Below are 24,912 nucleotides of genomic sequence, written 5' to 3' on the forward strand. Positions count from 1 at the left end.
GCTCGGCGTCAGCCCTGGCGGCGCTGCTGCTTGGCGGCCCGCCGGCGGGCCTCGCGGTTGCCCGCGTCCTCGCCCGCCGTGTCGCCGCCCGCGGCGCCGGTGGCGCCCGTCGCCGGACCGGCGGGGGTGCCGGCAGCGGGTCCGCCGGCGGCACGGCGGCCGCTGCGGGTGACGGTCGTGCCGCTGTCGCCGTCGACGCTGGGGGCGGAGTACTGCAGCGGCACCCGGCGCTCGGGGCCGTCGATGCCCTTGGCGATCAGCACGGGCTCGGCCGTGCCGTCGGCCCCCTCGGCGGCCGGGGCCACCTGCCCGTCGCCCGCGGCGGTCGCGGCGGCCGGCTCGGCGACCTTGACCTCGATGTTGAACAGGTAGCCGACGGCCTCCTCCTTGATGGAGTCGGTCATCGCCTGGAAGAGCTGGTAGCCCTCGCGCTGGTACTCGATCAGCGGGTCGCGCTGGGCCATCGCGCGCAGGCCGATGCCCTCCTTGAGGTAGTCCATCTCGTAGAGGTGCTCGCGCCACTTGCGGTCCAGCACGGACAGCACGACGCGGCGCTCCAGCTGCCGCATGTTCGCCTCGCCCAGCGAGGTCTCCCGCTCGCCGTAGGCGATCCGCGCGTCCGACAGCAGCTCGGTCTTGAGCAGCTCCGGGGTGAGCCGGCCGAGGCCACCGGCCTGCTCGACGACCTCGTCGACCTCGATCGAGACCGGGTACACGGTCTTCAGCGTGGTCCACAGCTGCTCGAGGTCCCAGTCCTCCGGGTGCCCCTCGGCCGTGGCCGCGGTGACGTACTCGTCCAGCACGTCCTCGAGGAAGTGCTCGACCTGCTCCTGCATGTTCTCGCCCTCGAGCACGCGGCGGCGCTGCTCGTAGATGACCTCGCGCTGCCGGGACAGCACGTCGTCGTACTTGAGGACGTTCTTGCGGATCTCGAAGTTGCGCGCCTCGACCTGCGACTGGGCGGAGCGGATGCCGCGGGTGACGATCTTGGACTCGAGCGGCATGTCGTCCGGGAAGCCCGCGCGGGTCATCATCGACTCGGCCATGCCGGAGTTGAACAGGCGCATCAGGTCGTCCTGCAGCGACAGGTAGAACCGGGACTCGCCCGGGTCGCCCTGGCGGCCGGAGCGGCCGCGCAGCTGGTTGTCGATGCGCCGGGACTCGTGCCGCTCGGTGCCCAGCACGTACAGGCCGCCGAGCTCGGTGACCTCGTCGTGCTCGGCCGCGACGGCGTCCCGGGCCTTCTCGAGGGCGGCGGGCCAGGCGGCCTCGTACTCCTCGGGGTTCTCCTTGGCGTCCAGCCCGCGAGCGGCGAGGTCGGCGACCGCCATGAACTCGGCGTTGCCGCCGAGCATGATGTCGGTGCCGCGGCCGGCCATGTTGGTGGCGACCGTGACGGCGCCCTTGCGGCCCGCCTGCGCGACGATCGACGCCTCACGGGCGTGCTGCTTGGCGTTCAGCACCTCGTGCGGGACGCCGGCCTTGCGCAGCTTGCGGGACAGGATCTCGGACTTCTCGACGCTCGTGGTGCCGACCAGGACGGGCTGGCCCTTCGCGTGCCGCTCGACGATGTCGGCCACGACGGCGTCGTACTTGCCCTCCTCGCTCTTGTAGACGAGGTCGGGCTGGTCGATGCGCTGCATGCCGCGGTTGGTCGGGATCGGGACGACGCCGAGCTTGTAGGTGCCCTGGAACTCGGCCGCCTCGGTCTCGGCGGTACCGGTCATGCCCGCCAGCTTCTCGTAGAGCCGGAAGTAGTTCTGCAGGGTGATCGTGGCGAGCGTCTGGTTCTCCGCCTTGATCGCCACGCCCTCCTTGGCCTCGATGGCCTGGTGCATGCCCTCGTTGTACCGGCGGCCCGGCAGGACGCGGCCGGTGTGCTCGTCGACGATGAGCACCTCGCCCTTGTCGACGATGTAGTCCTTGTCGCGCTTGAACAGCTCCTTGGCCTTGATGGCGTTGTTGAGGAAGCCGATCAGCGGGGTGTTGAGGGACTCGTAGAGGTTGTCGATGCCGAGGTAGTCCTCGACGCGCTCGATGCCGGGCTCCAGGACGCCGACGGTGCGCTTCTTCTCGTCGACCTCGTAGTCGCGCTCGGGCTGCAGGCGGCGGACCACCTTGGCGAACTCGGCGTACCAGCGGTTCACGTCGCCGGACGCGGGGCCCGAGATGATGAGCGGCGTGCGGGCCTCGTCGATGAGGATCGAGTCGACCTCGTCCACGATCGCGTAGTTGTGGCCGCGCTGGACGAGCTCCTCGGAGCTCCACGCCATGTTGTCGCGCAGGAAGTCGAAGCCGAACTCGTTGTTCGTGCCGTACGTGATGTCGGCGGCGTACTGGACCCGGCGCTCGGCCGGGGTCTGGCCCGAGACGATCACGCCGGTGGTCAGGCCGAGGAACCGGTAGACGCGGCCCATCAGCTCGGCCTGGTAGCTGGCCAGGTAGTCGTTGACCGTGACGACGTGCACGCCCTTGCCGGTCAGGGCGTTGAGGTAGGCCGGCGCGGTGGCGACCAGCGTCTTGCCCTCACCGGTCTTCATCTCGGCGATGTTGCCGAGGTGCAGCGCCGCGCCGCCCTGGAGCTGGACGTCGAAGTGCCGCTGGCCGAGGGTGCGCCGGGCGGCCTCGCGGACCGCGGCGAACGCCTCGGCCTGGATGTCGTCCAGGGTCTCGCCGTCGGCGAGCCGCGCCTTGAACCGGTCGGTCTCCTCGCGCAGCTCGGCGTCCGACAGCGACGTGAAGCTGTCCTCCAGCGCGTTCACCTGCTGGGCGACGCCCGACAGCTTCTTGAGGACGCGTCCCTCACCCAGGCGGAGGACCTTCTCGAAGATCGCAGGCACGTGCACTCCCGACTCGCTGCGCCGCACGTGGCCACGTGCGACGTCCTGGCGTCCCGACCGCACAGCCGGGCCCGGTCCATCGTAGGTGAGGCGACGCGACCGGCAGCAACCCCGAGGTCCGCGCGCCGCCCCACGGGGGTCATCCCGCCGCGAGCACCGGCGCGAGCACCGGGGCGAGGGCACCCCGCGGGGCGCCGTCCTTGTCCCCCACGACGACGTCGTCCAGCCCCAGCCACGCCGCGAGCAGGCGCAGCTCGGCGGCCAGGTCCTCGGCGACCCCCACCGGGTCCGCGTCCGCCGCGCCGCCGCCGGGGGCCTGCGGCGCACCAGGCGCGGTCGGGTGCGCCGCGTGCACCCGGAGGACCCCGGCGCGGCGGTCGGCCTTGAGGTCCACCAGCGCCGCCAGCTGCTCGTCCCGGAGGAACGGGAGCACGTAGTAGCCGTGCACCCGCTGCGCCTCGGGGACGTAGATCTCGATCCGGTACCGCAGCCCGAACAGCTCCTCGAGGCGGCGGCGCTCGAACACCAGCGGGTCGAACGGGCTGAGCAGCGCCCGGCCGGTCGCGCGCCGCGGCAGGTCCGCCTCGGCGTGCAGGTACGTCGGCCGCGTCCAGCCCTCCACCCGCACGGGCAGGAGCGTGCCGTCCTCGACCAGCTCGCGCACCGCCGTGCGGGCGCGCGGGCCCCGGATCCGGAAGTAGTCCAGCAGGCAGCGCTCGGACGCGACGCCGTGCGCCCGCGCGGCGATCGCCAGCAGCTCCCGCACGGCGTCCGCGTCGTCCGGCTCCGGCGCGGCCAGCACGTGCGCCGGCAGGACCCGCTCGGGCAGGTCGTAGCAGCGCTCGAACTGCGCGTTCCGGCGGGCCGACATCAGCTGGCCGGTGAAGAACAGGTACTCGAGCACGCGCTTGGCCGCCGTCCAGTTCCAGCCCCACTCCGGGCGGCTGCGGGGCAGGTCCCCCTCGACCCGCGCGTGCACCTGGCTGGCGGTCAGCGGACCGTCGGCGGCGACCATCCCGAGCACCTCCTCGACCAGCGGGGACAGGCTCAGCGGCACCTCGCGGATGACCCCCCAGGCGTGCTTCTCGTACGCGCGCCGCCGCCAGCCCAGCAGCGCGTAGGTCTCCGGCGGCACGTAGGACGCCTCGTGCGCCCAGGTCTCCACCAGGCGCCGCGGTGCCGTGCCCGCCGCGCGGTCGAGCAGGGCGGTGTCGTACGCGCCGGCCCGGGAGAACGTCGGCATCAGGTGCGCGCGGGCCACGACGTTGACCGAGTCGATCTGCAGCAGCCCGAGCCGGTCGACGACCTGCTGCAGCTGCCGCATCGTGGCCGGGCCGGGGCGGGCCGCCCGCGGCCGGTCCAGCCCCTGCGCGCGCAGTGCGACGCGGCGCGCCTGCGAGAGCGACAGCGTCCCCGAGGCCCGGACCGCGGTGCCCGTGCGCCGGCCGCTCCGGGCCCCGGCGGGCGCGACCCCCGCGAGACTGCCGTTCCCCGCGAGGCGGCCGTCACCCGCGAGGCGGCCGTCACCCGCGAGGCGGCCGTCACCCGTGTCGAACGCGCCCCCGACCGGGTACGTGCTCCCGACCGGCCGCGCGTCCTCCACCACGTGCGCGTCGTCACCCTGCTGCGCGCCCTCACCCGGACCCGCGCCAGGCGGCGGCCCGGCGTGGGACGGGCTCTCGGACTGCGGGGAGGGCACGACGACGGGGCTGCTGGCCATCGCCCCATCGTGCCGCGCACCTCCGACACGCGCCCGGGCCCCGCGCGGGCGGACCCGCTCGTCGAATGTCCAGAAGCCCGCTCGGTTCGTCCGGTATGTCCGTGAGTTTCTGGACACTCGACGAGATCCCGGGAGAGGGCCCGGGCACGCAGGCCCCGGGCGCGACCGCGCCCGCCGACCGGAGGGTCGTCGGCGGGCGCGGTGCCGTTGCGGCGTCAGGCCCGGGCGGCGGCCCCTGCGGGCGCGGCGACCCCGCCGGACCCGGAGACCGCGGTGGTCCCGTCGGCGGTCGCCATGCTGGTGACGGCGGCGTCGAGCTTGATCACGCCGTAGCTCCAGCCCCGGCGGCGGTAGGCCACCGACGGCTGCGCGGTCTCGGCGTCGACGAACAGGAAGAAGTCGTGGCCGACCAGCTCCATCTCGTAGAGCGCGTCGTCGATGGTCATCGGCTGCGCCAGGTGCACCTTCTCGCGGATGACCACGGGCGAGTCGCCCAGCGTGGTCTCGACGGCGCCGTCCTCGGTGCGCGTGACCGTCGTGGGCTCCGGCTCGGGCTCCGGCGCGGGCGGCGGCGTGTCGGCCGCGGGCGTCGGGATCCTGCCACGGTGGTTCTTGCGGCGGTCCCGCGCGCGGCGGAGCCGCTCGGCCAGCTTGTCGATCGCCAGGTCGAACGCCCCGTAGCGGTCGTCCGCAGATGCCTCGGCCCGGATCACCGGCCCCTTGCCGACCACGGTGAGCTCGACCCGCTCGGCGGCCGCGGCCTGCCGGGGGTTGGGCTCGTGGGTCACCTCGACGTCGATGCGCTGCGCGCGGGGCGCGAGCTGCTCGAGCCTGGCGAGCTTGTCCGCGACGTGTTGGCGGAACCGCTCGGGGACGTCGGTGTGACGGCCTGCGACGACGATCTCCATGGGATACCTCCTGGAGGTCCAGGGGCGGGCGTGGCCCACCCGGCAGCATGCTCTGAAACGCCCCGGTGGGGCGGGTCGACGGCATCACCTCCCTCGTGCGGGCAGGCCGCACAAGATCTCGGTAGCCGGACGACGACAGTGCCGTCCGACCGCTGTGGGGGTCCACGCTAGCCCGGGTTCGCCACCGCTTCCAACCAACCGGTCGGGGATCCGGGCGGACGGGTGACGGCGAGCACCAGCGCGCCCGCCACCTGCGCACCCGCGTCCTCGAGCACGGTCCGGCAGGCGGCCAGCGTCGCGCCGGTCGTGAGCACGTCGTCCACCAGCAGCACGCGCGCGCCGCCCAGCGCGGGTCGCCAGCGCGGGCGCATGCGGACCCGCCCCGCGAGGTTCGCGGCGCGGCCGTGCACGCCGAGGCCGACCTGGTCCCGGCCGCCCGCGGCGAGCCGCAGCGCGGGGGCCGCCGTGGCACCCGCGCCGGGCAGCGCGCGGCTCAGCGCGGTGGCGTGCGCCTGCGCGAGCGCCCCCACCAGGTCCTCGCCGCGCCGGGCCCGGCCGCGCGGCGACGCGGGCGCCGGCACGACCCGCAGCGGACCGTCGCCGACCGCGGCGCCCACCACCGGCGCCGCCCGGGCGACGACCGCGGCGAACCACGGCGTCACGTCGGCGCGCCCGCGGTCCTTCCAGGCGACGACGGCGCGCCGGACGGGGCCGTCGTTCTCCGCGAGCGCCCAGACGGGCAGCGTGCTGCCGTCCATCCGGTCCAGCCGGCCGGCGGCCCGCTCGCAGCGGCGGGGCGGTCCCGCCCACCGGTGCAGGCACGCCGGGCAGAGCGCGCGGCCGGGCGCCGAGCAGCCGGCGCAGGTCGCGGGCAGCACGAGGTCGAGCAGGTCGTGGGCGAGGTCGGTGACGAGCACGTCCCCACGCTGCCCGGCGTCCGGCGTGCCGAGCCCCGCGGGACGGCCGGCCGTCCCCCACCCGCCCGTGCGGTGCGCCTGGGGACCGGCCGGTGGCGCGTCATCCCGCGAACGACGGGTCCCGCACGTCCTCCCCGACCTGCTCCCACGCCGCGCCGGACCGGGCGAACAGCCCGCCCTCCGACGTCGCGACGTACAGCGCGCTCTCCCCCTTGCCGCCGGCGATGTCGACCGAGTCGACGATGGCCCGGCGCGCCTGCACCTGACCCGACAGCGGCACCAGGTGGTAGACGGGCGTGGTCAGCGTCCCCGAGCGCGCCAGCACCCCGAGCGTCGACTCGTCGACCCACACGACCCGGGTCGCGTCGACCAGCGTGACACCGGTGCGCCAGGCCTCGCCGACCACCTGGGGGGTGCCGGAGTCGTCGCGCACGACGGCGGCGACGTCGACCCGGACGCCGTCGAAGCCGGTGGAGACCACGGCGACGCGGGTCGCGTCCCGCGCCGTGCGCAGCGACAGCACCGACCGCCCCTGGAGCCACTCCGCCTCGACGTCGACGGCGGTGCCGTCGGCGTCCACGGCGAGCAGCCGCCCGGGCTCCTGGGTCGACGCCGTCCACACCCAGCCCAGGCGGTCGACCGACGGCGCCACGAGGTCGGGCGCCCGCAGCAGCGTGCTGGACGGGACGGTGGTCGTGGGCACGGTGACCAGCGCGTCGGAACCGGAGAGCATCACCCGCAGGTCGCCCGTGCCGTCGCGCGCGGGGTCGTGCGCGTCGAGCCCCGCGAGCGACGCGATGCCGTCGACCGGCTCGAGCTCGCCGGCGGCCATCTGCACCAGGGCGTCGTCCTGCACCGCCTCGAGCGAGCCGCCCCAGTCCTGCCCGCGCTCCAGCTGGGCCGCCTGCGCGTCCATCGGCACGCCGCCCGCCGACACCTCGACGGTGCGGACGCGGGCCAGGCGCAGCGACGCCTCCAGCTGCGCCTGCATGAGGGCGCGGTCGTCGGGCTCCGCGGGCAGCCCGCCGGCGGCGAGGCTGACGGTCGCGACGCCCGCGTCGTCGACGGACACCGCGTCCGGCTGCAGCACCGCGCCCTCGGGCACCGCGCTGCGCGCCGCGTCCCGCAGCCACTCCGACGGGCCCGCGATCAGCGCCCGGACGATCGAGGTCGCCAGGTTCCGCAGCGGGAACCACCGGGTCTCCGGCACCAGGAAGGTCTCGTCCTGGGAGAGGAAGTACAGCGTCGCCGACCGGTACACCGCCTCGAAGTTCGGCTCGGACAGCACGACGCCGTCCTCCAGCCCGGAGATCCGCCACTGCCCCTCGCTGTCCTGCACGAGGTCGAAGACCAGCGACTCCTGGGCGTCCGCGCCGCTCTGGGCGTACTGGCCCTCCCCGTCGATGCGCGCCGCGACCCGGACGTCGACCTGCACCTGCGACTCCCCCACGAGCCGGATGTCCGGGCTGGAGGCGGTCGCGTACACGACCACGCGGTCGCGCGGGCTCCAGGTGCGCCGGGCCTCGCCGGACAGGTACTCCCGCGCGTTGCGGAAGTCGTCGGCGGCGTCGGCGGACGTGGTGTCCCGGGTGAACCCGGCGGCGCTCGCCCCGAGGAAGCCCCGGACGATGTCCTCAGGCGCGCCGTCCTGCGGCGGCGGGTCGCCGAGCGGCTCGACGGCTCCCTGGTCGCTGACGCCCTCGACGCCGACGCCCACCGGGCCCGAGGTCGGGATCCCGACGCACGCCGTGAGGGCGGCGAGCACGAGGGCCAGCAGCGCCGCGAGCCGCGCGCGCCGGTGTCCGCCCGTCATCGGTCCTCCTCCGTGCTGCCGCCGCCGTGCCGGGCCGGCTGCGGACGGTCGTCGCGGACGGCCTCCTGCTCCTGCTGCTGCTCCCGCAGGCGGGCGCGGGCGACCGCCTGCTGGGCCTCCCGGACGCGCTCGACGACGTCGAACGACCCGGTGGTCGGCGGCAGGTCGGGCAGCGAGGCCGGGTCCGCCCGGTCGTCGTCGCGCCGCGGCGTGCCCGCGGCCGGCTCGGTCGCGGCGGGCGGCTCCAGGGGCAGCGGCGAGGAGTCCAGCACGATGCCGGCCCGCCGCGGCAGCGTCAGCCGGAAGCAGGCGCCCTGCCGGGGCCGCCCCCACGCCTCGAGCCAGCCGCCGTGCAGGTGCGCGTCCTCCAGGGAGATGGCGAGGCCGAGCCCGGTCCCGCCGGTGGTGCGCGCCCGGGCCGGGTCGGCCCGCCAGAACCGGTCGAACACGTGCGCCGCCTCGTCCCGGGACATCCCGACGCCGTGGTCCCGCACCGTGATCGCGACCGCGCGCTCGTCGGCACCGACCGTGACCTCGACGTCCGTGCCGTCCGCGTGCTCGATCGCGTTGACCAGCAGGTTGCGCAGCACCCGCTCCACCCGGCGCGGGTCGACGTCGGCGACGCAGCGCTGGGCCGGCTGGGCCACGGAGAGCCAGCTGCCCTTGGCTGCCGCGAGCGGCACCGCCTGGTCGACCGCCGCCGAGACGACGTCGCGCAGGTCGCGCGCCTCGGCGTCCAGCACGGCGGCACCGGCGTCGAACCGGCTGATCTCCAGCAGGTCGGCCAGCAGGTCCTCGAACCGGTCCAGCTGCTGCTGCAGCAGCTCGGCGGACCGGCGCACCGCGGGCGGGAAGTCGTCCCGGGCCTCGTACAGCATCTCGCCGGCCATCCGCACCGTGGTCAGGGGGGTGCGCAGCTCGTGCGAGACGTCCGACACGAACCGGCGCTGCAGCGCGGACAGCTCCTCCATGCGGACGATCTGGTCCTGCAGGCTCTCGGTCATCTCGTTGAACGACCGCCCGAGCCGCGCCATCTCGTCCTCGCCGCGCACGGTCATCCGCTCGGTGAGCCGGCCGTCCGCGATCCGCTCCGCGACGTGGGCGGCGAGCCGCACCGGGCGCACCACCTGCCGGGTCACGAGCCAGGTCATCGAGACGAGCAGCGCCACCAGCGCCAGCGCCCCGATCGCCAGCACGCCCTGCAGGAACTCGAGCCGCTCCTGCTCGGCCTGCAGCGAGTAGAGGAAGTAGAGCTCGTACGACCCGGCGGCCGGCACGGTCACGGCCTGGCCGACCATCACGCCCGGCTCCTCGCGCCCGGTCGCCGACGAGGACGCCGGCAACGCGACCGACTCCCAGCGCTGGCCCTCGTTCTGCGCGGTGGCGGCGCGCAGGTCGTCGGACACCACCGCGACCATGGCGGGGTCGGTGGCGGCGCTGGTGACGAGGATCGGCTGCTGCTGGCCGCGCGTGCGCAGCATCGACACCTCACGGCCACCGGCCCCGGCGGAGCGCAGCGCGCCCACCGTGTCGTTGAGCAGCTGCTGCACCTCGGGCGCCGTGGTCGCGGTGCCGGCGTCGAACGTCTCCTGCGCCTGCGCGGCGCTGCGGGCCGACTCGGCCAGCACCTGGTCGACCCGCTGGGTGAACAGGCCGTCGCGCACGCTGACCGACAGGTAGCCGCCCAGCACGACCAGGCCGCCCAGACCCGCCACCAGGGTCCAGGTGATGACGCGCGCCTGCAGCGACCCGCGCCAGGCGCGGGCGAGCCGCCTCCCCCGCGCGGCCGCCCGCACCCGGGCCAGCCGCCACGCGCGGCCGAGCCTGCCCGCGACGCCGGCCGCGGACGAGGTGCCGGCCCGGGCCGCGCTCACGACGGCGTCGCGCCCGCCTTGTAGCCGACGCCGCGCACGGTCACCACGATCTCGGGGCGCTCGGGGTCGGCCTCGATCTTCGAGCGCAGCCGCTGCACGTGCACGTTGACCAGGCGGGTGTCGGCGGCGTGCCGGTAGCCCCAGACCCGCTCGAGCAGCACCTCGCGGGTGAACACCTGCCACGGCTTGCGCGCCAGGGCGACCAGCAGGTCGAACTCCAGCGGCGTCAGCGAGATGGGGGCGCCGTCGCGCGTCACCCGGTGCCCGGTGACGTCGATGGACAGGTCGCCGATGCGCAGGTGCTCGGGCGCCGGCTCGTCGCTGCGGCGCAGGCGGGCCCGCACCCGCGCGATCAGCTCCTTGGGCTTGAACGGCTTGGCGATGTAGTCGTCCGCACCGGACTCCAGGCCGAGCACGACGTCCACGGTGTCGGCCTTGGCGGTGAGCATGACGATGGGCACGCCCGACTCCGCGCGGATGAGCCGGCACACCTCGGTGCCGTCCTTGCCCGGGAGCATCAGGTCGAGCAGCACCAGGTCCGGCTGGGAGGCCCGGAAGATGTCCAGTGCCTCGTCCCCGTCCGCGCAGAAGACCGGCTCGAACCCCTCGGAACGCAGGACGATGCCGATCATCTCGGACAGGGCGGTGTCGTCGTCGACCACGAGAACGCGTCCCTTCATCGCACCATGATCGCATCCGGCGGTCCCGACCAGGTCGCCGACGTCCCGCAGCCCCCCGGACGGACCAGCCGCCCGCCGTCGACCTGACGTGGCACGATGGCGGTCAGCCGTCCGGAGCCGCCCGCGCGCGGGCGCCGCGACGACGTCCCCCGAGCACCAGGGAGCACCCGATGAGCACGCCGCACGACGAGGGTCGCCCCGAGGACGCACCACGTCCCGGCGAGGAGCAGCGCCCCGCACCGCGGTACGGGCAGTACGCCCCCGCCGGCTGGCAGGCGCCCGGCGCGCCGCAGCCCGGCCAGCCGGCGCAGCCCGGCCAGCCGGTGAACCCCTGGGGTGACGCCGGCACCCACCCGGGCGGCGGCCGTCCGGGTGACGTCCCGCCGGCCCCCGGGTACGGGCAGGCCCCCGGGTACGGGCAGGCCCCCGGGTACGGGCAGGCGCCCGGCTACGGGCAGGCCCCGCCCCCGGGCCAGGCCCCCGGCTACCCTCCGGCGCCCGGCTTCCCCCCGGCTCCCGGGCAGCAGTACGGCCAGCGGCAGTACGGCCGGCCCGGTGCCGCCGGCTGGGGCCCGACGCCGTACCAGCCGCCCGTGGCGCAGCCCGGCATCATCCCGCTGCGCCCGCTGAGCATCTGGGAGATCTTCGACGGCGCCTTCCGGGCCATCCGGCACAACCCGAAGACCATGTTCGGGCTCACCGCCGTGGTCGTGGCCGTCGCCACCGCGATCGGCGCGCTGGTGCAGTGGTACCTGGCCGGCCTGCTCGCGGACTCGGTCAACTCGTTCTTCACCGGCAGCGCGGGGCTGACGACGGCCGAGACGGAGCTGTTCGGCAGCTCGTTCGGCACCTCGCTCGCCTCCGTCGCGACCGTCCCGCTCACCGCGCTCGCCACGACGATCCTCACCGGCCTGCTCATCCTGTCGGTCAGCCGGTCGGTGATCGGCCAGCGGGTGAGCGTGGGCGAGGTCGTCCGCGGCTCGGGCAAGCGGATCGCCTGGGTGATCGGCTTCACGCTGCTGCTCGGGCTGGCGATCAGCGTGGTCGCCGCGCTGCTGATCGGCCTGGTCGTGCTGGTGGGCAGCGGCACCGAGAGCGTCGGCCTGACGATCCTCACCGTCTTCGTGGTCGGTGCGGCGCTCGTGGTCGGCGGCTGCTGGATCGCGGTGCGCACGCTGCTGGCGCCCGCCGCGCTGATGCTCGAGGGCGGCGGCTTCTGGGCGTCGATCGCCCGCGCGTGGCGGCTGACCCGGGGCAGCTTCTGGCGCCTGCTCGGGCTGTACGTGCTGGTCAACATCCTGGTCGGCATCGTCGCGCAGATCGTGGTCTTCCCGATCACGATCATCGCGAGCTTCGTGCTGAACGACCCCTTCCTCACCAGCGGCGCGGCCATCGCGTTCACCGCGCTCGGCACCGCGGTCGCGACCACCATCACCACCGTGTTCATGGCCGGCGTGGTCGCGCTCGCCTACATCGACGTCCGGATGCGCCGCGAGGGCCTCGACGTCGAGCTCGCGCGGGCGGCGGACGCCGAGCGGTGACCGGCGGCTCCCTGGCGCTCGGCGCGCTCGTCGCCGTGCCCGCGGCCGGGGTGCCGGTCGTCCCCGACGCGGACGAGGCGCGCCGCTGGCTCGAGCGCGAGCTCGCCGACCCGGTGTACCACGAGCGCCCGAGCCTGCTGGAGCGGCTGCTCGAGTGGCTGCGCGACCTGTTCGACGGCCTCGGCGGCGTCGGGATCGGCAACACGGGCACCCTGCTGGCGGTCCTGGCGGGCCTGCTCGTCATCGTGCTGATCGCGTTCCTGGTCACCGGGCCCGTCCGGCGCAGCCGCCGGGTCGCCGGGCCGGGCTCGGTGCTGGACGCGGACGACCGCCGCACCGCGGCCGACCTGCGTGCCGCGGCCGACGCCGCCGCCGCGCGCGGGGACTGGGCGACCGCGGTGGCCGACCGGTTCCGGGCCGTCGTCCGGTCGCTCGAGGAGCGCACGGTGCTCGAGGAGCGCCCCGGGCGCACCGCGCACGAGGCCGTCGAGGCCGCCGGCCTGCGGCTGCCCGCGCACGCCGTCGACCTGCGGTCCGCCGGCCGGCTGTTCGACGACGTGGTCTACGGCGAGCGCACCCCCGGCGCGGCCGACGACGCCGCGCTGCGCGAGCTGGACGCGCGCGTGGCCGCCACCCGCCCGACCCTGCTCGCCGGACTGCGCGCGGGGGTGGACGCGTGAGCGCCCCCGCCACGACCCGCCCCGCGGAGCAGGCCGTCGTCCTGGGCGACGGGACCACCGCCCGCAGCCGCGCCGCGTCCCGGTGGCGGCGGCTGCGCTGGGTGCTCGCCGTGCTGGGGGTGCTGCTGGTCGGCGTCCTCGCGACCGTGCTGCCCGCCCCCGCCCGGTCCAGCACGCCGCTCGCGCCGGACAACCCCCGTGACGACGGCGCCCGCGCGCTGGCCGAGGTGCTGCGCGACCAGGGCGTCACCGTGGACTACGTGCGCACCTCGGCCGAGGCGGTGGACGCCGCCGGGCCCGGCCGCACGCTGCTGGTGACCTCGGACTGGCTGCTGTCCGAGACCCAGGTCTCCGCGCTCGCCGGCACCGCCGCCGACCTGGTGCTGCTGGAGCCGACCACGTTGCTCTGGGAGGCCGTCGAGGACCTCGACACCGGCTGGTCCGGCGGCGGCACCCCCACGTCGCTCCCGGCGGCCTGCTCGGACCCCGACGCCACGGCGGCCGGCACGATCACCGGCTCCGGCGCCGGCGTCCTGCCACGCACGGCGGACGCCGAGGCGCCGACCGGGACGACGCTGTGCTTCCCGCTGCCCGGCACGGAGCCGCAGACCTACCTCTACTCGGTCACCGAGGCGCAGGACCGGCGCGTGACCGTGCTGGGCGACGCCGACCTGGTCACCAACGCGCAGGTCGCGCAGGAGGGCAACGCGGCCCTGGCGCTGCGGGCCCTCGGCCGGCACGAGCACCTGGTCTGGTACGTCCCGTCGGCCGCGGACCTGGGCGGGGACGCGCAGGCCGCGCCCGGCCTCGGGGACCTGCTGCCGCCGGCCGCGCGCCTGGCGCTGGTGCAGGCGCTGGTCGTCGTCGGGGCCCTCGCCCTGTGGCGCGGCCGCCGGCTCGGGCGGGTCGTCACCGAGTCGCTGCCCGTCGTGGTGCGCGCCGCGGAGACCACCCGCGGCCGCGCCCGGCTCTACCGCACCTCCCGGTCGTACGGGCACGCCGCCGCGTCCCTGCGGGCCGGGACCGCCGACCGCTGCGCCCGCCGGCTGGGGCTGCCCCGCTCCGCGGCCGCGCCCGAGGTCGTCGCCGCGACCGCCCGCGCCGCCCGGCGCGACGAGGCCGACGTCGCCGACCTGCTGTACGGACCACCCCCCACGTCGGACGCGGGCCTGGAGCACCTGGCCCGCCGGCTCGACCAGCTCGAGAGCGAGGTTCACCCCACGTGACCCAGGACCACCCCGCCCCGGACCCGTGGCAGCAGCACGCGCCGGCGGCGCCCCCGGTGCCGCCCGCCCCCGCCGCGCCGCCGTCCCCGCACGTGCCGGCGCCCGCCGCCGCCCCGGCGGCCCAGCACGCCGTCCCGGCAGCGCCCCAGGGCGCCCCGGCAGCACCGCAGGGTGCCCCGCGGCACGCGCCGGCGCAGCACGTCCCGCAGCCCTCCCCGGAGCTCCGCGAGGCGCTCGGCGCCGTGCGCAGCGAGGTCGGCCGGGCGGTCGTCGGCCAGGACGCGGCCGTCACGGGCCTCGTGATCGCGCTGCTCTGCCGCGGCCACGTGCTGCTCGAGGGCGTGCCCGGCGTCGCCAAGACCCTCATGGTCCGCGCGCTGTCCGCGGCGTTGGACCTGGACACCAAGCGCGTCCAGTTCACCCCGGACCTGATGCCCGGTGACGTCACGGGGTCGCTGGTCTACGACGCGCGCTCGGCGGAGTTCTCGTTCCGCGAGGGCCCGGTCTTCACCAACCTGATGCTCGCGGACGAGATCAACCGCACGCCCCCGAAGACGCAGGCCTCCCTGCTCGAGGCCATGGAGGAGCGGCAGGTGTCGGTCGACGGCACGCCGCGGGCCCTGCCGGACCCGTTCATCGTCATCGCGACGCAGAACCCCGTCGAGTACGAGGGCACCTACCCGCTGCCGGAGGCGCAGCTGGACCGGTTCCTGCTCAAGCTGACGCTCCCCCTGCCGGAGCGGCACGAGGAGATCGAGGTGCTGGCCCGGCACGCCGCCGGGTTCGACCCCCGGGACCTGGTCAAGGCCGGCGTGCGCGCCGTGGCCGGCAAGGAGGTGCTGGCCCGCGCCCGCACCGAGGTCGCGCAGGTGCAGATCGCGCCCGAGGTGCTCGGCTACGTCGTCGACCTGGTCCGCGCGACCCGGCAGTCGCCGTCGCTGTCCCTCGGCGTCTCCCCGCGCGGCGCGACCGCGCTGCTCGCGACGTCCCGGGCCTGGGCCTGGCTGTCGGGCCGGCCGTACGTGACGCCGGACGACGTCAAGGCGCTCGCGCACCCCACGCTGCGGCACCGCATCCAGCTGCGCGCCGAGGCCGAGCTCGAGGGCGTCACGGCGGAGACCGTGCTGGACACCGTGCTGGCGTCCGTGCCGGTCCCCCGCTGAGGGCCGGGCGTGGCGATCACCTGGCGCGCGGTCGTCCTGACCGCGCTCGGCGTCCCGGTCGTGCTGCTCCTGCCGGTGCCCGGCACGGTGCTGGTGTGGACCCTGCTGTGCGTCCTGCTGTGCGGGGTCGACGCCGCCCTGGCGGCGTCCCCGCGCGCGGTGGCGATCCGGCGGGACGTCTCCGGGGCGGTCCGCCTGCACGAGGCCGGGCGCTCGCGCCTGACGCTGACCCACACCGGGGCGCGGCGCCTGCGCGCCCTGGTGCGGGACGCGTGGCAGCCGTCGGCGGGCGCCACGGCGAACCGGCACCGGGTCGACCTCCCGCCCGGCGAGTCCCGCCGCGTGGAGACGGCGCTGCGCCCGTCGCGGCGCGGCGACCTGCACGCCGACCGGGTGACCGTCCGCACGCTGGGGCCGCTCGGGCTCGCTGCGCGGCAGGCCTCGATGACCGTGCCGGGGACGCAGCGCGTCCTGCCGGCGTTCTCCTCGCGCCGGCACCTGCCGAGCCGGCTGGCCCGGCTGCGGGAGATGGACGGCCGCGCCGCCGTCCAGGTCCGCGGCCAGGGCACCGAGTTCGACTCCCTGCGCGAGTACGTCATCGGCGACGACGTCCGGTCGATCGACTGGCGGGCCAGCGCCCGGCGCGCCGACGTGGTGGTCCGCACCTGGCGCCCCGAGCGCGACCGTCGCGTGCTGATCGTGCTCGACACCTCGCGGACCAGCGCGGCCCGCACCGGCGAGGAGCCGCGGCTGGACGCCTCCGTCGAGGCCGCCCTGCTGCTGGCGGCGCTCGCGTCCCGCGCCGGCGACCGGGTCGAGCTGCTGGCGTACGACCGCACCGTCCGGGCCCGCGTCGCCGGCGTCTCCGGTCCGCGGCTGATGCCGGCCGTCGCCGACGCGCTGGCCGGCGTGGAGCCGTCGCTCGTGGAGGCCGACTGGCCCGGCGTCGTCGCCCAGGTCCAGGAGCGGCTGTCCCAGCGCGCGCTCGTCGTGCTGCTGTCCGCGCTCGAGCCGGCGGCCGTCGAGCACGGGCTGCTCGGCGTGGTCGACCGGCTCGCGTCCCGGCACCAGGTGGTGCTCGCGTCCGTGCGCGACCCGGAGGTCGAGCGCCTGCGCACCGGTCGCGAGGACGTCGCCGCGCTGTTCGACGCCGCCGCGGCCGAGCGCACCGAGCTGGAGCGGTCCGCCGTGGCGCAGCGGCTGCGCAGCCACGGCGTCGAGGTGGTCGACGCGCTGCCCGAGGACCTGGCGCCGCGCCTGGCCGACACGTACCTGGCACTGAAGGCCGCCGGCCGCCTGTAGCCCTGCCCTACGGTGGGCCCGTGAGCGGCGACGAGGTCATCACCACCCGCGGGCTGAACCGCGCGCTGCTCGCGCGGCAGCACCTGCTGGAGCGGGTCCCGTCCGACGTGGTCGGCGAGGTGGCGCACCTGGTGGCGCTGCAGTCGCAGAACCCGTCCTCGGCCTACCTCGCGCTGCACGCCCGCGTCGCCGGCTTCCGGCACGCCGACCTCGCCGACGCGATGACCGACCGGCGGGTGGCCCGGATCGCGCTGCTGCGGGACACGGTGCACCTGGTCACGGCGGACGACGCCCTGCGGCTGTGGCCGCTGCTGGAGCCGATGCTGCGCCGCCGGACGATCTCCGCGACGTCGGCCGGGCCGACCCTGCGGCACGTCGACCTGGACGACCTGGCCCGGGCGGCCCTGGAGGCGCTGGCGGAGGGGCCGCTGGCCGCCGGCCCGCTGGGCGACCGCCTGGCCGCCACCTGGCCGGACCTGGACCCGCGGGCGCTCGCGCTCGGCGCCCGCGGGCTGCTGCCGCTGGTCCAGGTGACCCCGCGCGGCGTCTGGGGCCGCAGCATGGCGACGACGTGGACGCCGGCGCCCGCCTGGTTCGGCCGGCCGACCGCCGACCTGTCGGACCCGGCCGACCGCGACGCCGTCCTCGCCGACCTGGTCCGGCGCTACCTGGCCGCGTACGGGCCCGCGACCGTGGCCGACGTGCAGCAGTGGTGCGGGCTCACCCGGCTGGGGACGGTCGTCGACCGGCTCCGGCCCGCGCTGGTGGAGCTGACGCACGCCGACCCGCCGGGCGGGCGGCCGCGGGTGCTGCTGGACCTGCCCGGCGCCCCGCGCCCGGGACCGGACGCACCCGCACCGGTCCGGCTGCTGCCCGACTTCGAGAACATGCTGCTGGCGCACGACGACCGCACCCGGGTGGTCCCGCCCGAGGTGCGGCCGGCGTTGGCCAGCCGCAACGGGATGCCGCCGGGGACGGTGCTGGTGGACGGCGTGGTCGCGGGTTCGTGGGTGATCCGCCGCGAGCGCCTCCCCCGGCCCGCGGGCGAGCAGGGCAGGCGCGAGCTCGCCCGGCTGACCGTCACCCCGCTGCGGCCGTGGCCGCGGGCGGCCCGTGCCGAGGTGCTGGCCGAGGCGGAGCGCCTCGTGCGGTTCGCGGCCGACGACGCGCACGCGCACGCGGTGGAGGTCGCCGAGGGGCCCTGAGGCGCCGCTACCCCGCCGCTGCGTACTGGGTCTCGTAGAGGTCGGCGTACAGGCCGCCGGCGGCGAGCAGGTCCTCGTGCGTCCCCTGCTCCACCACCCGGCCCCGCTCCAGGACCACGATCGAGTCGGCCTCGCGGATGGTGGACAGCCGGTGCGCGATGACGATCGCCGTCCGGCCCTCCAGCGCCTCGGCCAGCGCGCGCTGCACGGCGGCCTCGGACTCGGAGTCCAGGTGCGCGGTGGCCTCGTCGAGGATGACGACCGGCGGCGCCTTGAGCAGCAGCCGCGCGATGGCCAGCCGCTGCCGCTCGCCGCCGCTCAGCCGGTAGCCGCGGTCGCCCACCACGGTGTCGACGCCGTCGGGCAGCCGGGTGACCAGGTCCCAGATCTGCGCCCGGCGCAGCGCCTGCTCCAGCGCGGCGTCGTCCGCGTCGGGGCGGGCGTACAGCAGGTTGGCGCGGATGGTGTCGTGGAACAGGTGCGCGTCCTGGGTGACGATGCCGATCGCGGCCCGCAGGCTGTCCTGGGTCAGCTCCCGGACGTCCTGGCCGGCGACCCGGATCGTGCCGCCGGTGACGTCGTACAGCCGGGCGACGACCTGCGCGATGGTCGTCTTGCCGGCGCCGGACGGCCCGACCAGGGCCACCAGGTGCCCGTGCGGCACCGTGAACGAGACGTGCTCCAGCGTCGTGCCGGGCACCTCCGTCTGCAGCCGCGCGACCGACTCCAGCGACGCGAGCGACACCTCGGACGCGGCGGGGTACCGGAAGCTCACGTCGTCCAGCTCCACGCTGGCGGTCCGCGCGACGTCGTCCGGCAGCGGGCGGGCGCCGGGGGCGTCGGCCACGGTCGGCTTCAGGTCGAGCACCTCGAGCACGCGCTCGAACGACACCAGCGTGGTCATCACGTCCACCTGGACGTTGGACAGCGCCGTGATCGGCCCGTACAGCCGGGTCAGGTACGACGTCAGCGCCACGACGACGCCGACGGTCAGCGAGCCCTGGATGGCGAGCACGCCGCCCAGCCCGTAGACGATGGCGACGGCCACCGCGGCGACGAGCGTGAGCCCGACGCGGAACACGGCGGAGTACATCGCGCTGGTGATGCCGATGTCCCGCACCCGGGCGGCGCGCCCCGCGAACACGGAGGTCTCGTCGTCCGCCCGGCCGTACAGCTTCACCAGCTGCGCGCCGGCGACGTTGAACCGCTCGGTCATCGTCTGGCCCATCTCCGCGTTCAGCGCGTACGACTCGGCGGTCACGGCCGCCAGCCGCCGGCCCATCGCCCGCACCGGCAGCACGAACACCGGCAGCAGCACCAGCGAGATCAGCGTGATCTGCCAGGACAGGGACAGCATCGCCGCGATGACCAGCACCACGGTGAGCACGTTGGACACGACGTTGGACAGCGTCGAGGTGAAGGCCTGCTGCGCGCCGAGCACGTCGCCGTTCAGCCGCTGCACCAGCGCACCGGTCTGCGTGCGGGAGAAGAACGCCAGCGGCATCCGCTGGACGTGGTCGAACACCTGCGTGCGCAGGTCGAGGATCAGGCCCTCGCCGATCCGCGAGGACAGCCAGCGCGAGGCCAGCGTCAGGCCCGCGGTCGCGAGGGCGAGCAGGGCGACGACGCCGGCCAGACCCAGCACCAGGCCGGTCCGGCCCTGCGCGATGCCGTTGTCGATGATCTGCCGGTAGAGCAGCGGGGTCGCGGCGCCGATGGCGGCGTCGACCGCGACCAGGATCAGGAAGATCGTGATGAGCCCGCGGTAGGGGCGGGCGAAGGTGAGGATCCGGCGCAGGACGGCGCGGCTGATGCGGCGCTGCGTCACGGAGGGGTCGGAGCGGAACGACCGGTACATGGCCCGGCCGCCGCCTCCGCCCTGGGGTCCGTGCATGGACATGGGGCCTCCCGGGGGTGGGAACTGTTAGTGAGGCTACCTCTCTATGTGCCATGTTCGCTATGTTGGGTGCCATGATCCCGGTCACCCCGCACGCGCACCCGCCGGCCCACCCGGGCGACGAGCTGTTCTGGCTGCTGCGCCGGGCGCTGCAAGCCATGCGCCGCGACGTGCGCGAGCAGGTGGACCTGACCCCCTCACGGCACCGGCTGCTGCGCGTCGTCGCCCGGGAGCCCGAGCCGCAGCGGCAGACGGCGCTCGCCGCGGCGCTCGACGTCGTGCCCCGCTCGGTCACGTCGCTGGTCGACGACCTGGAGCGTGCCGGGCTGGTCGAGCGGCGCCCGGACCCGACCGACCGGCGGGCGACCCTCGTGGCCGTGACGGACCAGGGGCGCGCCGTGCTCGCCGAGGCGGACCAGCGGCGGCGGCAGCACGCGGAGGAGCTGCTCGCGCGGCTGCAGCCGGCCGAGCAGGACGAGCTGCTGCGCCTGCTGCACCGCCTGGTCGACGAGCCCGGCACCGACGGCGGGTGCGTCTGACCACCGGGCCGGGCGGCGCCGGGAGGCCGACCGCGGCGGGTCAGCGGGCGGGGTCGGGCACCCCGTGCGGCAGGCGGTGCAGGGTGACGGCCTCGGCGGCGGCACGCTGCGCGGCTCGCGTCGTGGCGGCGTACTCCCGGTCCCGCCGGGTGGCCAGCACGGCGGCGAGGAACGCCTCCGGGTGCGTGCCCGCGGGCGGGCCGGGGGCGACGTACCGCGAGACGTCGGCCGCGAGCTGCTGGCCCAGCGCGTAGCGGGACCCGGGGTGCAGACCCGCGGCGCGGACCAGGAACTGCCGGGTCTGCAGCGCCAGCCCGTCGGGCAGCCGCGCCACGTCCGCACCGGCGGCCCAGCCCGCGAGGAACGGCGGCATCGGCACCACCGCCTGCGGCTGGGTGCGGCCGCGCACCCGGACGGCGTACGTACCGGCCAGCAGGTCGCCGAGCCGCTTGCCCTGGGGGTTGACCAGCGAGGTGATCAGGGCGACCGACCCGAGGGTGAGCCACAGCTCCATGACGCCGACCAGCGCGCGCACCAGCGCCTGCCGGAACCGGAGCGGGCCGCCGTCGTCCCGCACCACCCGGATGCCGACCGCGAGCTTGCCCAGGGACCGGCCGCGGGTGAGCGTGTCGACGGTCGTCGGGACGACGACCAGCACCGTCACCATGAGGACGACCGTGAGGACCTGCGCGACGTCGCCCTCGGCCGACAGGCCCACGACGCCCGCGAGCCAGAGCAGCACGAGCAGCGTCACCCCGAGCGCGACCACGTCGATCAGCGCCCCCGCGACCCGGCTGGCGAACGACGTCGGGCGCGCGTCGAGCAGCACGCCCTCGCCGATGACGATGCCCTCGTCCTGCACGTCCACCTCCACGCGGTCCGGCCCCAGGTCACCCGGTGCGCGCCGGGTCCCGTGTGGCAGGGTATCGGGCGTGGACCTCGACGCCTTCTCCGCCGTGCGGCAGTCCTCGTGGGCGCGCCTCGACGAGCTCGCCGGGCAGCGCCGGCTGGACGGGGCCGAGGCGGACGAGATGGTGCGCCTCTACCAGTCCGTGGCCACCGACCTGTCCACCGTCCGGTCCTCCGCGCCCGACCCCGACACGGTCCAGCGGCTGTCCCAGCTGCTGGCCCGGGCCCGCGCGCGGATCGCCGGCACGCACGAGCCCGCCTGGCGCGACGTGCGGCGGTTCGTCGTCGTGTCGCTGCCGGCCGCGCTGTACCGGATCCGGTGGTGGACCGTGGGCGTCATGGTCGCGTTCCTGGCCGTCGGCACCGTCGCCGGCTGGTACGTGGCGACGGACCCGGACGCGCTCGCCGCGATGGGCACCCCGACCGAGCGCCAGGCCTACGTCGACGAGGCGTTCGCCTCCTACTACGACCCGGGTGCCGGGTTCGCGGCGGTCGTCTGGACCAACAACGCCTGGGTGACCGCGCTGTGCATCGGCCTGGGCATCTCGGGCATCGGCCCGGCGTACGTCCTGGCGCAGAACGCCGTGAACGTCGGCGCCACCGGCGGCATGATGGCCGCGCACGGCAGCCTCGACGTGTTCTTCCAGCTCATCGCGCCGCACGGCCTGCTCGAGCTGACGGCGATCTTCGTCGGCGGTGCCGCCGGGCTGCGGCTGTTCTGGACGTGGGTCGACCCGCAGGGCCGGCCACGGGCCCGGGCGCTCGCCGAGGAGGGCCGCGCGCTCATCACGGTCGCGATCGGCCTGGTCGGGGTGCTGCTGCTCTCCGGGATCATCGAGGGCTTCGTGACCGGGTCGGACCTGGCCTGGTGGCTGAAGATCGTGATCGGCGCGATCGCGCTCGCCGCCTTCTGGGCGTACACGATCGTCCTCGGCCGCCGCGCCGTGGCCGACGGCGAGACCGGCGACCTCGACGAGGACGCCGCGGGCTACGCGGTCGCGATCGCCGCCTGAGCCGCCTGAGCAGCACGACGGGGCACGTCGCCGCGCAGCACGCCGAGCCACAGCGACGCGGCCCCGAGCGGCGTCCGGTCCAGCTCGGCGAACCCGAGCGCCGTCAGGTCGGCGACCTGCGCCGGGTCGACCGTGACGGCCAGCACCGGCCGCCCCGCCACCGCCTGCTCCGCGACCACCGGCGCCAGCACGTCCGCCAGCAGCGCCCGCCGGCGCTCCCCCGTCGCCGTGCCGTCGTCGGACAGCAGCACCAGCACGCGCTCGGCGTCGGCGGTCTGCATCAGGGCCAGCGTCTGCGACGTCGCCGTCACGATCGACCGCAGCGGGGCGTGCGCGGGCTCCGGGTCGCGCACCGGGACGACGTCCAGCTCGCGGCTGATCACCCGGTGCAGGTCCTGCGCCAGGTGCTCGGCGTCCGGCGGCAGCCAGAACGCCACCGCCGTCACGGCGTCGTCCTGCTCGGCGAACCACAGCTCGCCGTGCTCCAGGCCGCCCAGGCTCAGCATCAGGCGGGTCGCGGTCCCGGCGTGCTCGGGGTGCGGGACCTCGTCGGGCTCGCCGTCGCCGTCCAGGTCGATGAACGGGCGGTGCTCGCCGATCATCCGGGCGATGCGGTTGACGTCGAGCAGGCCGGCGCGGCGGACCGCCCAGGGCTCGTCGGGGTGGCGGGCGTCGTCGGGCAGCACCCGGTCAGCACAGCACGGGCACCTGGGAGCCGGCTGGGACCCGGCCGCAGACGGGTGGCCGGTGCGGCGGGTCACGGCGACGGGACGACCGCTGCGGCCGGCACGCCGGCCGCGCGCGGGAGCGTCACCCGTTCGGCACGTGCAGCCAGTGCCACCAGACCCGCCAGCACGACGCCTGCCGCCCCGAGGTAGGCCGCCCGGGTGGTCCACCAGTCCCACGTCCACGGCTCCGGCAGCACCTCCTCCACGCCGAGCAGCACGACCCCGGCCACGAGGAACATCGCCGTCAGGTGCCACAGGTACAGCCCCATGGACCGTGCGCCGACCCAGGCGACGACCCGCGAGCCCTGGGCCCACCGCGCGACGGCGTCGCGCACGAGCATCGCCCCGGCCACCTGTGCCACCGCGAAGCCCACGACGGGCGCTGTCGGCGGCGCGAGGTTCGACATCGCGTCGCCCGGCATGCCGATCAGCGACACGGGGTACGGCCCCGCCGCCAGCAGCAGCACCGTGGCGCCGAGCCCGAGGACGGTCAGCAGCCCCAGCGCGGTGCGCTCCGGCACCGCGTCCCGGCGCGGCTCCGGCCGGGTCCGCCGCTCGGTGTAGACCAGGCCGCCCAGGTAGGGCACCGCCCAGACCAGCAGGACGTTCGGCACCCCGGGCAGCGGCACCTCGTCGGAGAACCGCAGCAGGTCGACCACGACCGGCAGCGCCGCGGCGACGACCAGCACCCGCGCGGCGCCCCACCGGCGCAGGGCCGCGAGCAGCAGCGGCGTCAGCGCGAGCAGGCCGAGCTGGACGCCGAGGAACCACAGCGGCTGCGGCACGATCCGCGCGACGCGGTCGACGGCGCCCTGCGGCACGCCGGCGACGGGCAGCGCCACGACCAGCACCGCCCACACCCCCGCGAACACCGCGACGGGCCGCGCCATCCGCAGCAGCCGCACCCCGGCGAACCGCCACCCGGGCTGGCCGGGGTGCCGGACCAGGTCGTACCGGGCGGCGGCACCGGCGGCGAAGAACAGCAGCGGCAGCGGCTGCAGCCAGGTGAGCAACCACGCCCAGCCGTGCGACAGCGCGTTGCCGACGACGAGCTCGCGGCCGTCCCAGGTCGCCTCGACCATGAGCCAGTGCAGGGCGACGACCAGGACGGTGCCTAGCGCGCGCACGCCCTCGACGAACGGGTCGCGGCGCGAGACCCGGGCGGGTGCGGGCACCGCGGGCGCGGGTGCGCGGACGGGGTCCGGGACCGCGAGGACGTTCAGGTCGTCCGGGGCCGGGGACGGGCGGTGCGAGGTGGGCAGGACGGTCGACATGGCGGCGCTCCCGGGGGGACCGCACGGGAGTCCGCGCGGGTGCCCGGCCATCGGGCACGGCACCAGCCTGGCGAGCATCGCCGCAGGTCAGAACGGGGTCAGCCGCCGACCTGAGCCGCGGTCATCCCGACGGCGGGCGGGGGTCGTCCCCCGCGGGAGACGTCGGGCCTGCCGCCGCTCAGCGGTCGCCGGCCGGCGCACCGTCCGGGTCCCCGCTCCCGGTGCCGGGTGCGGGCGGGACGGGGCCCGGGACCGGCGCGTACGGCGAACGCGGGGCAGGCGGGGCAGGCGGGGCCGGCTCGGGAGCCGGGGAGCCGAAAGCACCGGGAGCCGGGTAGCCACCGGGCGTCGGGTACACCCCGGACGGAGGCTGCGGGACCGGCCCGGCGGCGGGGTGAGCACCCGGGCCCAGGCCAGCCGGTGCCGCACCGCGCTGCAGCGCCGCGACGACGAACGCGCCGGCGACCAGCGCGGCCCCGACCGCGGTGAGCGCCGAGCCGACGGTGGACGCCAGGCCGAACAGCCACGCGGCACGGTAGAGGTACCCGAGCAGGAAGGACTGCCCGACCCAGCTGCCGACGATCCCGACGACGACGAGGGCGACGCCCGTCCAGAGCAGCTGCGGCGCGGTGAGCTTCGGCATGGCCCGACCGTAACGGCCGGCCCGTGCCCGCGGGGCGGGT

Annotated in this window: 20 protein-coding genes; 8 read left to right on the forward strand and 12 right to left on the reverse strand. The window is 76.2% G+C overall.

All coding sequences use genetic code 11. From position 1 onward, the window contains the following. Positions 1-8: 8 nt before the first annotated feature. The 7 genes from secA to mtrA form a co-directional block, all read right to left on the reverse strand. On the reverse strand, positions 9-2,840 hold the full coding sequence (gene secA / locus AC1050_RS05635) for a preprotein translocase subunit SecA (protein WP_482386379.1): 2,832 nt from the start codon (positions 2,838-2,840) through the stop codon (positions 9-11). A 139-nt stretch (positions 2,841-2,979) separates the two neighbouring features. After that, positions 2,980-4,560 carry a winged helix-turn-helix domain-containing protein gene (locus tag AC1050_RS05640; protein ID WP_482386380.1) on the reverse strand — a complete coding sequence of 527 codons (1,581 nt, stop codon included), beginning with the start codon at positions 4,558-4,560 and terminating at the stop codon, positions 2,980-2,982. Between the two features lie 215 nt (positions 4,561-4,775). Beyond that, positions 4,776-5,468 (reverse strand): ribosome hibernation-promoting factor, HPF/YfiA family, encoded by a 693-nt coding sequence (gene hpf, locus AC1050_RS05645; protein WP_482386381.1) that lies wholly within the window; start codon positions 5,466-5,468, stop codon positions 4,776-4,778. Positions 5,469-5,635: 167 nt separating this feature from the next. Then, positions 5,636-6,385, reverse strand: coding sequence for a ComF family protein (locus AC1050_RS05650; protein WP_482386382.1), 750 nt, complete (start codon positions 6,383-6,385; stop codon positions 5,636-5,638). 100 nt (positions 6,386-6,485) lie between these two features. Beyond that, a complete protein-coding gene (locus tag AC1050_RS05655; RefSeq protein ID WP_482386383.1) occupies positions 6,486-8,198 on the reverse strand; it encodes an LpqB family beta-propeller domain-containing protein in 1,713 nt (570 codons plus the stop codon). Further along, positions 8,195-10,072 carry an MtrAB system histidine kinase MtrB gene (gene mtrB, locus AC1050_RS05660; protein ID WP_482386384.1) on the reverse strand — a complete coding sequence of 626 codons (1,878 nt, stop codon included), beginning with the start codon at positions 10,070-10,072 and terminating at the stop codon, positions 8,195-8,197. Before mtrB ends, AC1050_RS05655 begins: the two co-directional genes overlap by 4 nt. Further along, complete coding sequence (gene mtrA, locus AC1050_RS05665) at positions 10,069-10,752, reverse strand: MtrAB system response regulator MtrA (protein WP_454049366.1); 684 nt, start codon at positions 10,750-10,752, stop codon at positions 10,069-10,071. Before mtrA ends, mtrB begins: the two co-directional genes overlap by 4 nt. Positions 10,753-10,922: 170 nt before the next feature. Here mtrA and AC1050_RS05670 point away from each other — a divergent pair, with 170 nt between their 5' ends. The 6 genes from AC1050_RS05670 (at position 10,923) to AC1050_RS05695 (ending at position 17,869) form a co-directional block, all read left to right on the forward strand. Further along, a complete protein-coding gene (locus AC1050_RS05670) occupies positions 10,923-12,293 on the forward strand; it encodes a DUF7847 domain-containing protein (protein WP_482386385.1) in 1,371 nt (456 codons plus the stop codon). Further along, positions 12,290-12,973, forward strand: coding sequence for a DUF4129 domain-containing protein (locus AC1050_RS05675; protein ID WP_482386386.1), 684 nt, complete (start codon positions 12,290-12,292; stop codon positions 12,971-12,973). The genes AC1050_RS05670 and AC1050_RS05675 overlap by 4 nt, the downstream gene beginning before the upstream one ends. Continuing rightward, complete coding sequence (locus AC1050_RS05680) at positions 12,970-14,199, forward strand: DUF4350 domain-containing protein (RefSeq protein ID WP_482386387.1); 1,230 nt, start codon at positions 12,970-12,972, stop codon at positions 14,197-14,199. Before AC1050_RS05675 ends, AC1050_RS05680 begins: the two co-directional genes overlap by 4 nt. A 92-nt stretch (positions 14,200-14,291) precedes the next feature. Further along, complete coding sequence (locus AC1050_RS05685; protein ID WP_482387246.1) at positions 14,292-15,362, forward strand: AAA family ATPase; 1,071 nt, start codon at positions 14,292-14,294, stop codon at positions 15,360-15,362. A gap of 9 nt (positions 15,363-15,371) precedes the next feature. Beyond that, positions 15,372-16,664, forward strand: a complete 1,293-nt coding sequence (locus AC1050_RS05690) for a DUF58 domain-containing protein (RefSeq protein WP_482386388.1) — start codon at positions 15,372-15,374, stop codon at positions 16,662-16,664. A 20-nt stretch (positions 16,665-16,684) separates the two neighbouring features. Further along, on the forward strand, positions 16,685-17,869 hold the full coding sequence (locus AC1050_RS05695) for a winged helix DNA-binding domain-containing protein (RefSeq protein ID WP_482386389.1): 1,185 nt from the start codon (positions 16,685-16,687) through the stop codon (positions 17,867-17,869). 7 nt (positions 17,870-17,876) lie between these two features. Here the strand turns inward: AC1050_RS05695 and AC1050_RS05700 are convergent, their stop codons facing one another. Then, complete coding sequence (locus AC1050_RS05700) at positions 17,877-19,769, reverse strand: ABC transporter ATP-binding protein (protein ID WP_482386390.1); 1,893 nt, start codon at positions 19,767-19,769, stop codon at positions 17,877-17,879. 71 nt (positions 19,770-19,840) lie between these two features. On the opposite strand from AC1050_RS05700, the gene AC1050_RS05705 reads away from it, so the two are divergent. Continuing rightward, entirely contained in the window at positions 19,841-20,305 is a 465-nt protein-coding gene (locus AC1050_RS05705) for a MarR family winged helix-turn-helix transcriptional regulator (RefSeq protein WP_482386391.1), read from the forward strand. Between the two features lie 40 nt (positions 20,306-20,345). On the opposite strand, the gene AC1050_RS05710 is transcribed toward AC1050_RS05705, so the two are convergent. After that, positions 20,346-21,173 (reverse strand): RDD family protein, encoded by an 828-nt coding sequence (locus AC1050_RS05710; RefSeq protein ID WP_482386392.1) that lies wholly within the window; start codon positions 21,171-21,173, stop codon positions 20,346-20,348. A gap of 64 nt (positions 21,174-21,237) precedes the next feature. Between AC1050_RS05710 and AC1050_RS05715 the strand changes: the two genes are divergently transcribed. Then, the gene (locus AC1050_RS05715) at positions 21,238-22,227 is read left to right on the forward strand and encodes a stage II sporulation protein M (RefSeq protein WP_482386393.1); all 990 of its coding nucleotides are present in this window, start codon (positions 21,238-21,240) and stop codon (positions 22,225-22,227) included. On the opposite strand, the gene AC1050_RS05720 is transcribed toward AC1050_RS05715, so the two are convergent. The 3 genes from AC1050_RS05720 to AC1050_RS05730 form a co-directional block, all read right to left on the reverse strand. After that, on the reverse strand, positions 22,203-22,913 hold the full coding sequence (locus AC1050_RS05720; protein WP_482386394.1) for a hypothetical protein: 711 nt from the start codon (positions 22,911-22,913) through the stop codon (positions 22,203-22,205). The genes AC1050_RS05715 and AC1050_RS05720 overlap by 25 nt on opposite strands. A gap of 71 nt (positions 22,914-22,984) precedes the next feature. Further along, a complete protein-coding gene (locus AC1050_RS05725) occupies positions 22,985-24,229 on the reverse strand; it encodes an acyltransferase family protein (protein WP_482386395.1) in 1,245 nt (414 codons plus the stop codon). Between the two features lie 178 nt (positions 24,230-24,407). Further along, positions 24,408-24,872, reverse strand: coding sequence for a hypothetical protein (locus AC1050_RS05730; protein ID WP_482386396.1), 465 nt, complete (start codon positions 24,870-24,872; stop codon positions 24,408-24,410). Between the last annotated feature and the right edge of the window lie 40 nt (positions 24,873-24,912).

The sequence above is a fragment of the Cellulomonas sp. NEAU-ZC6 genome, assembly GCF_056844425.1.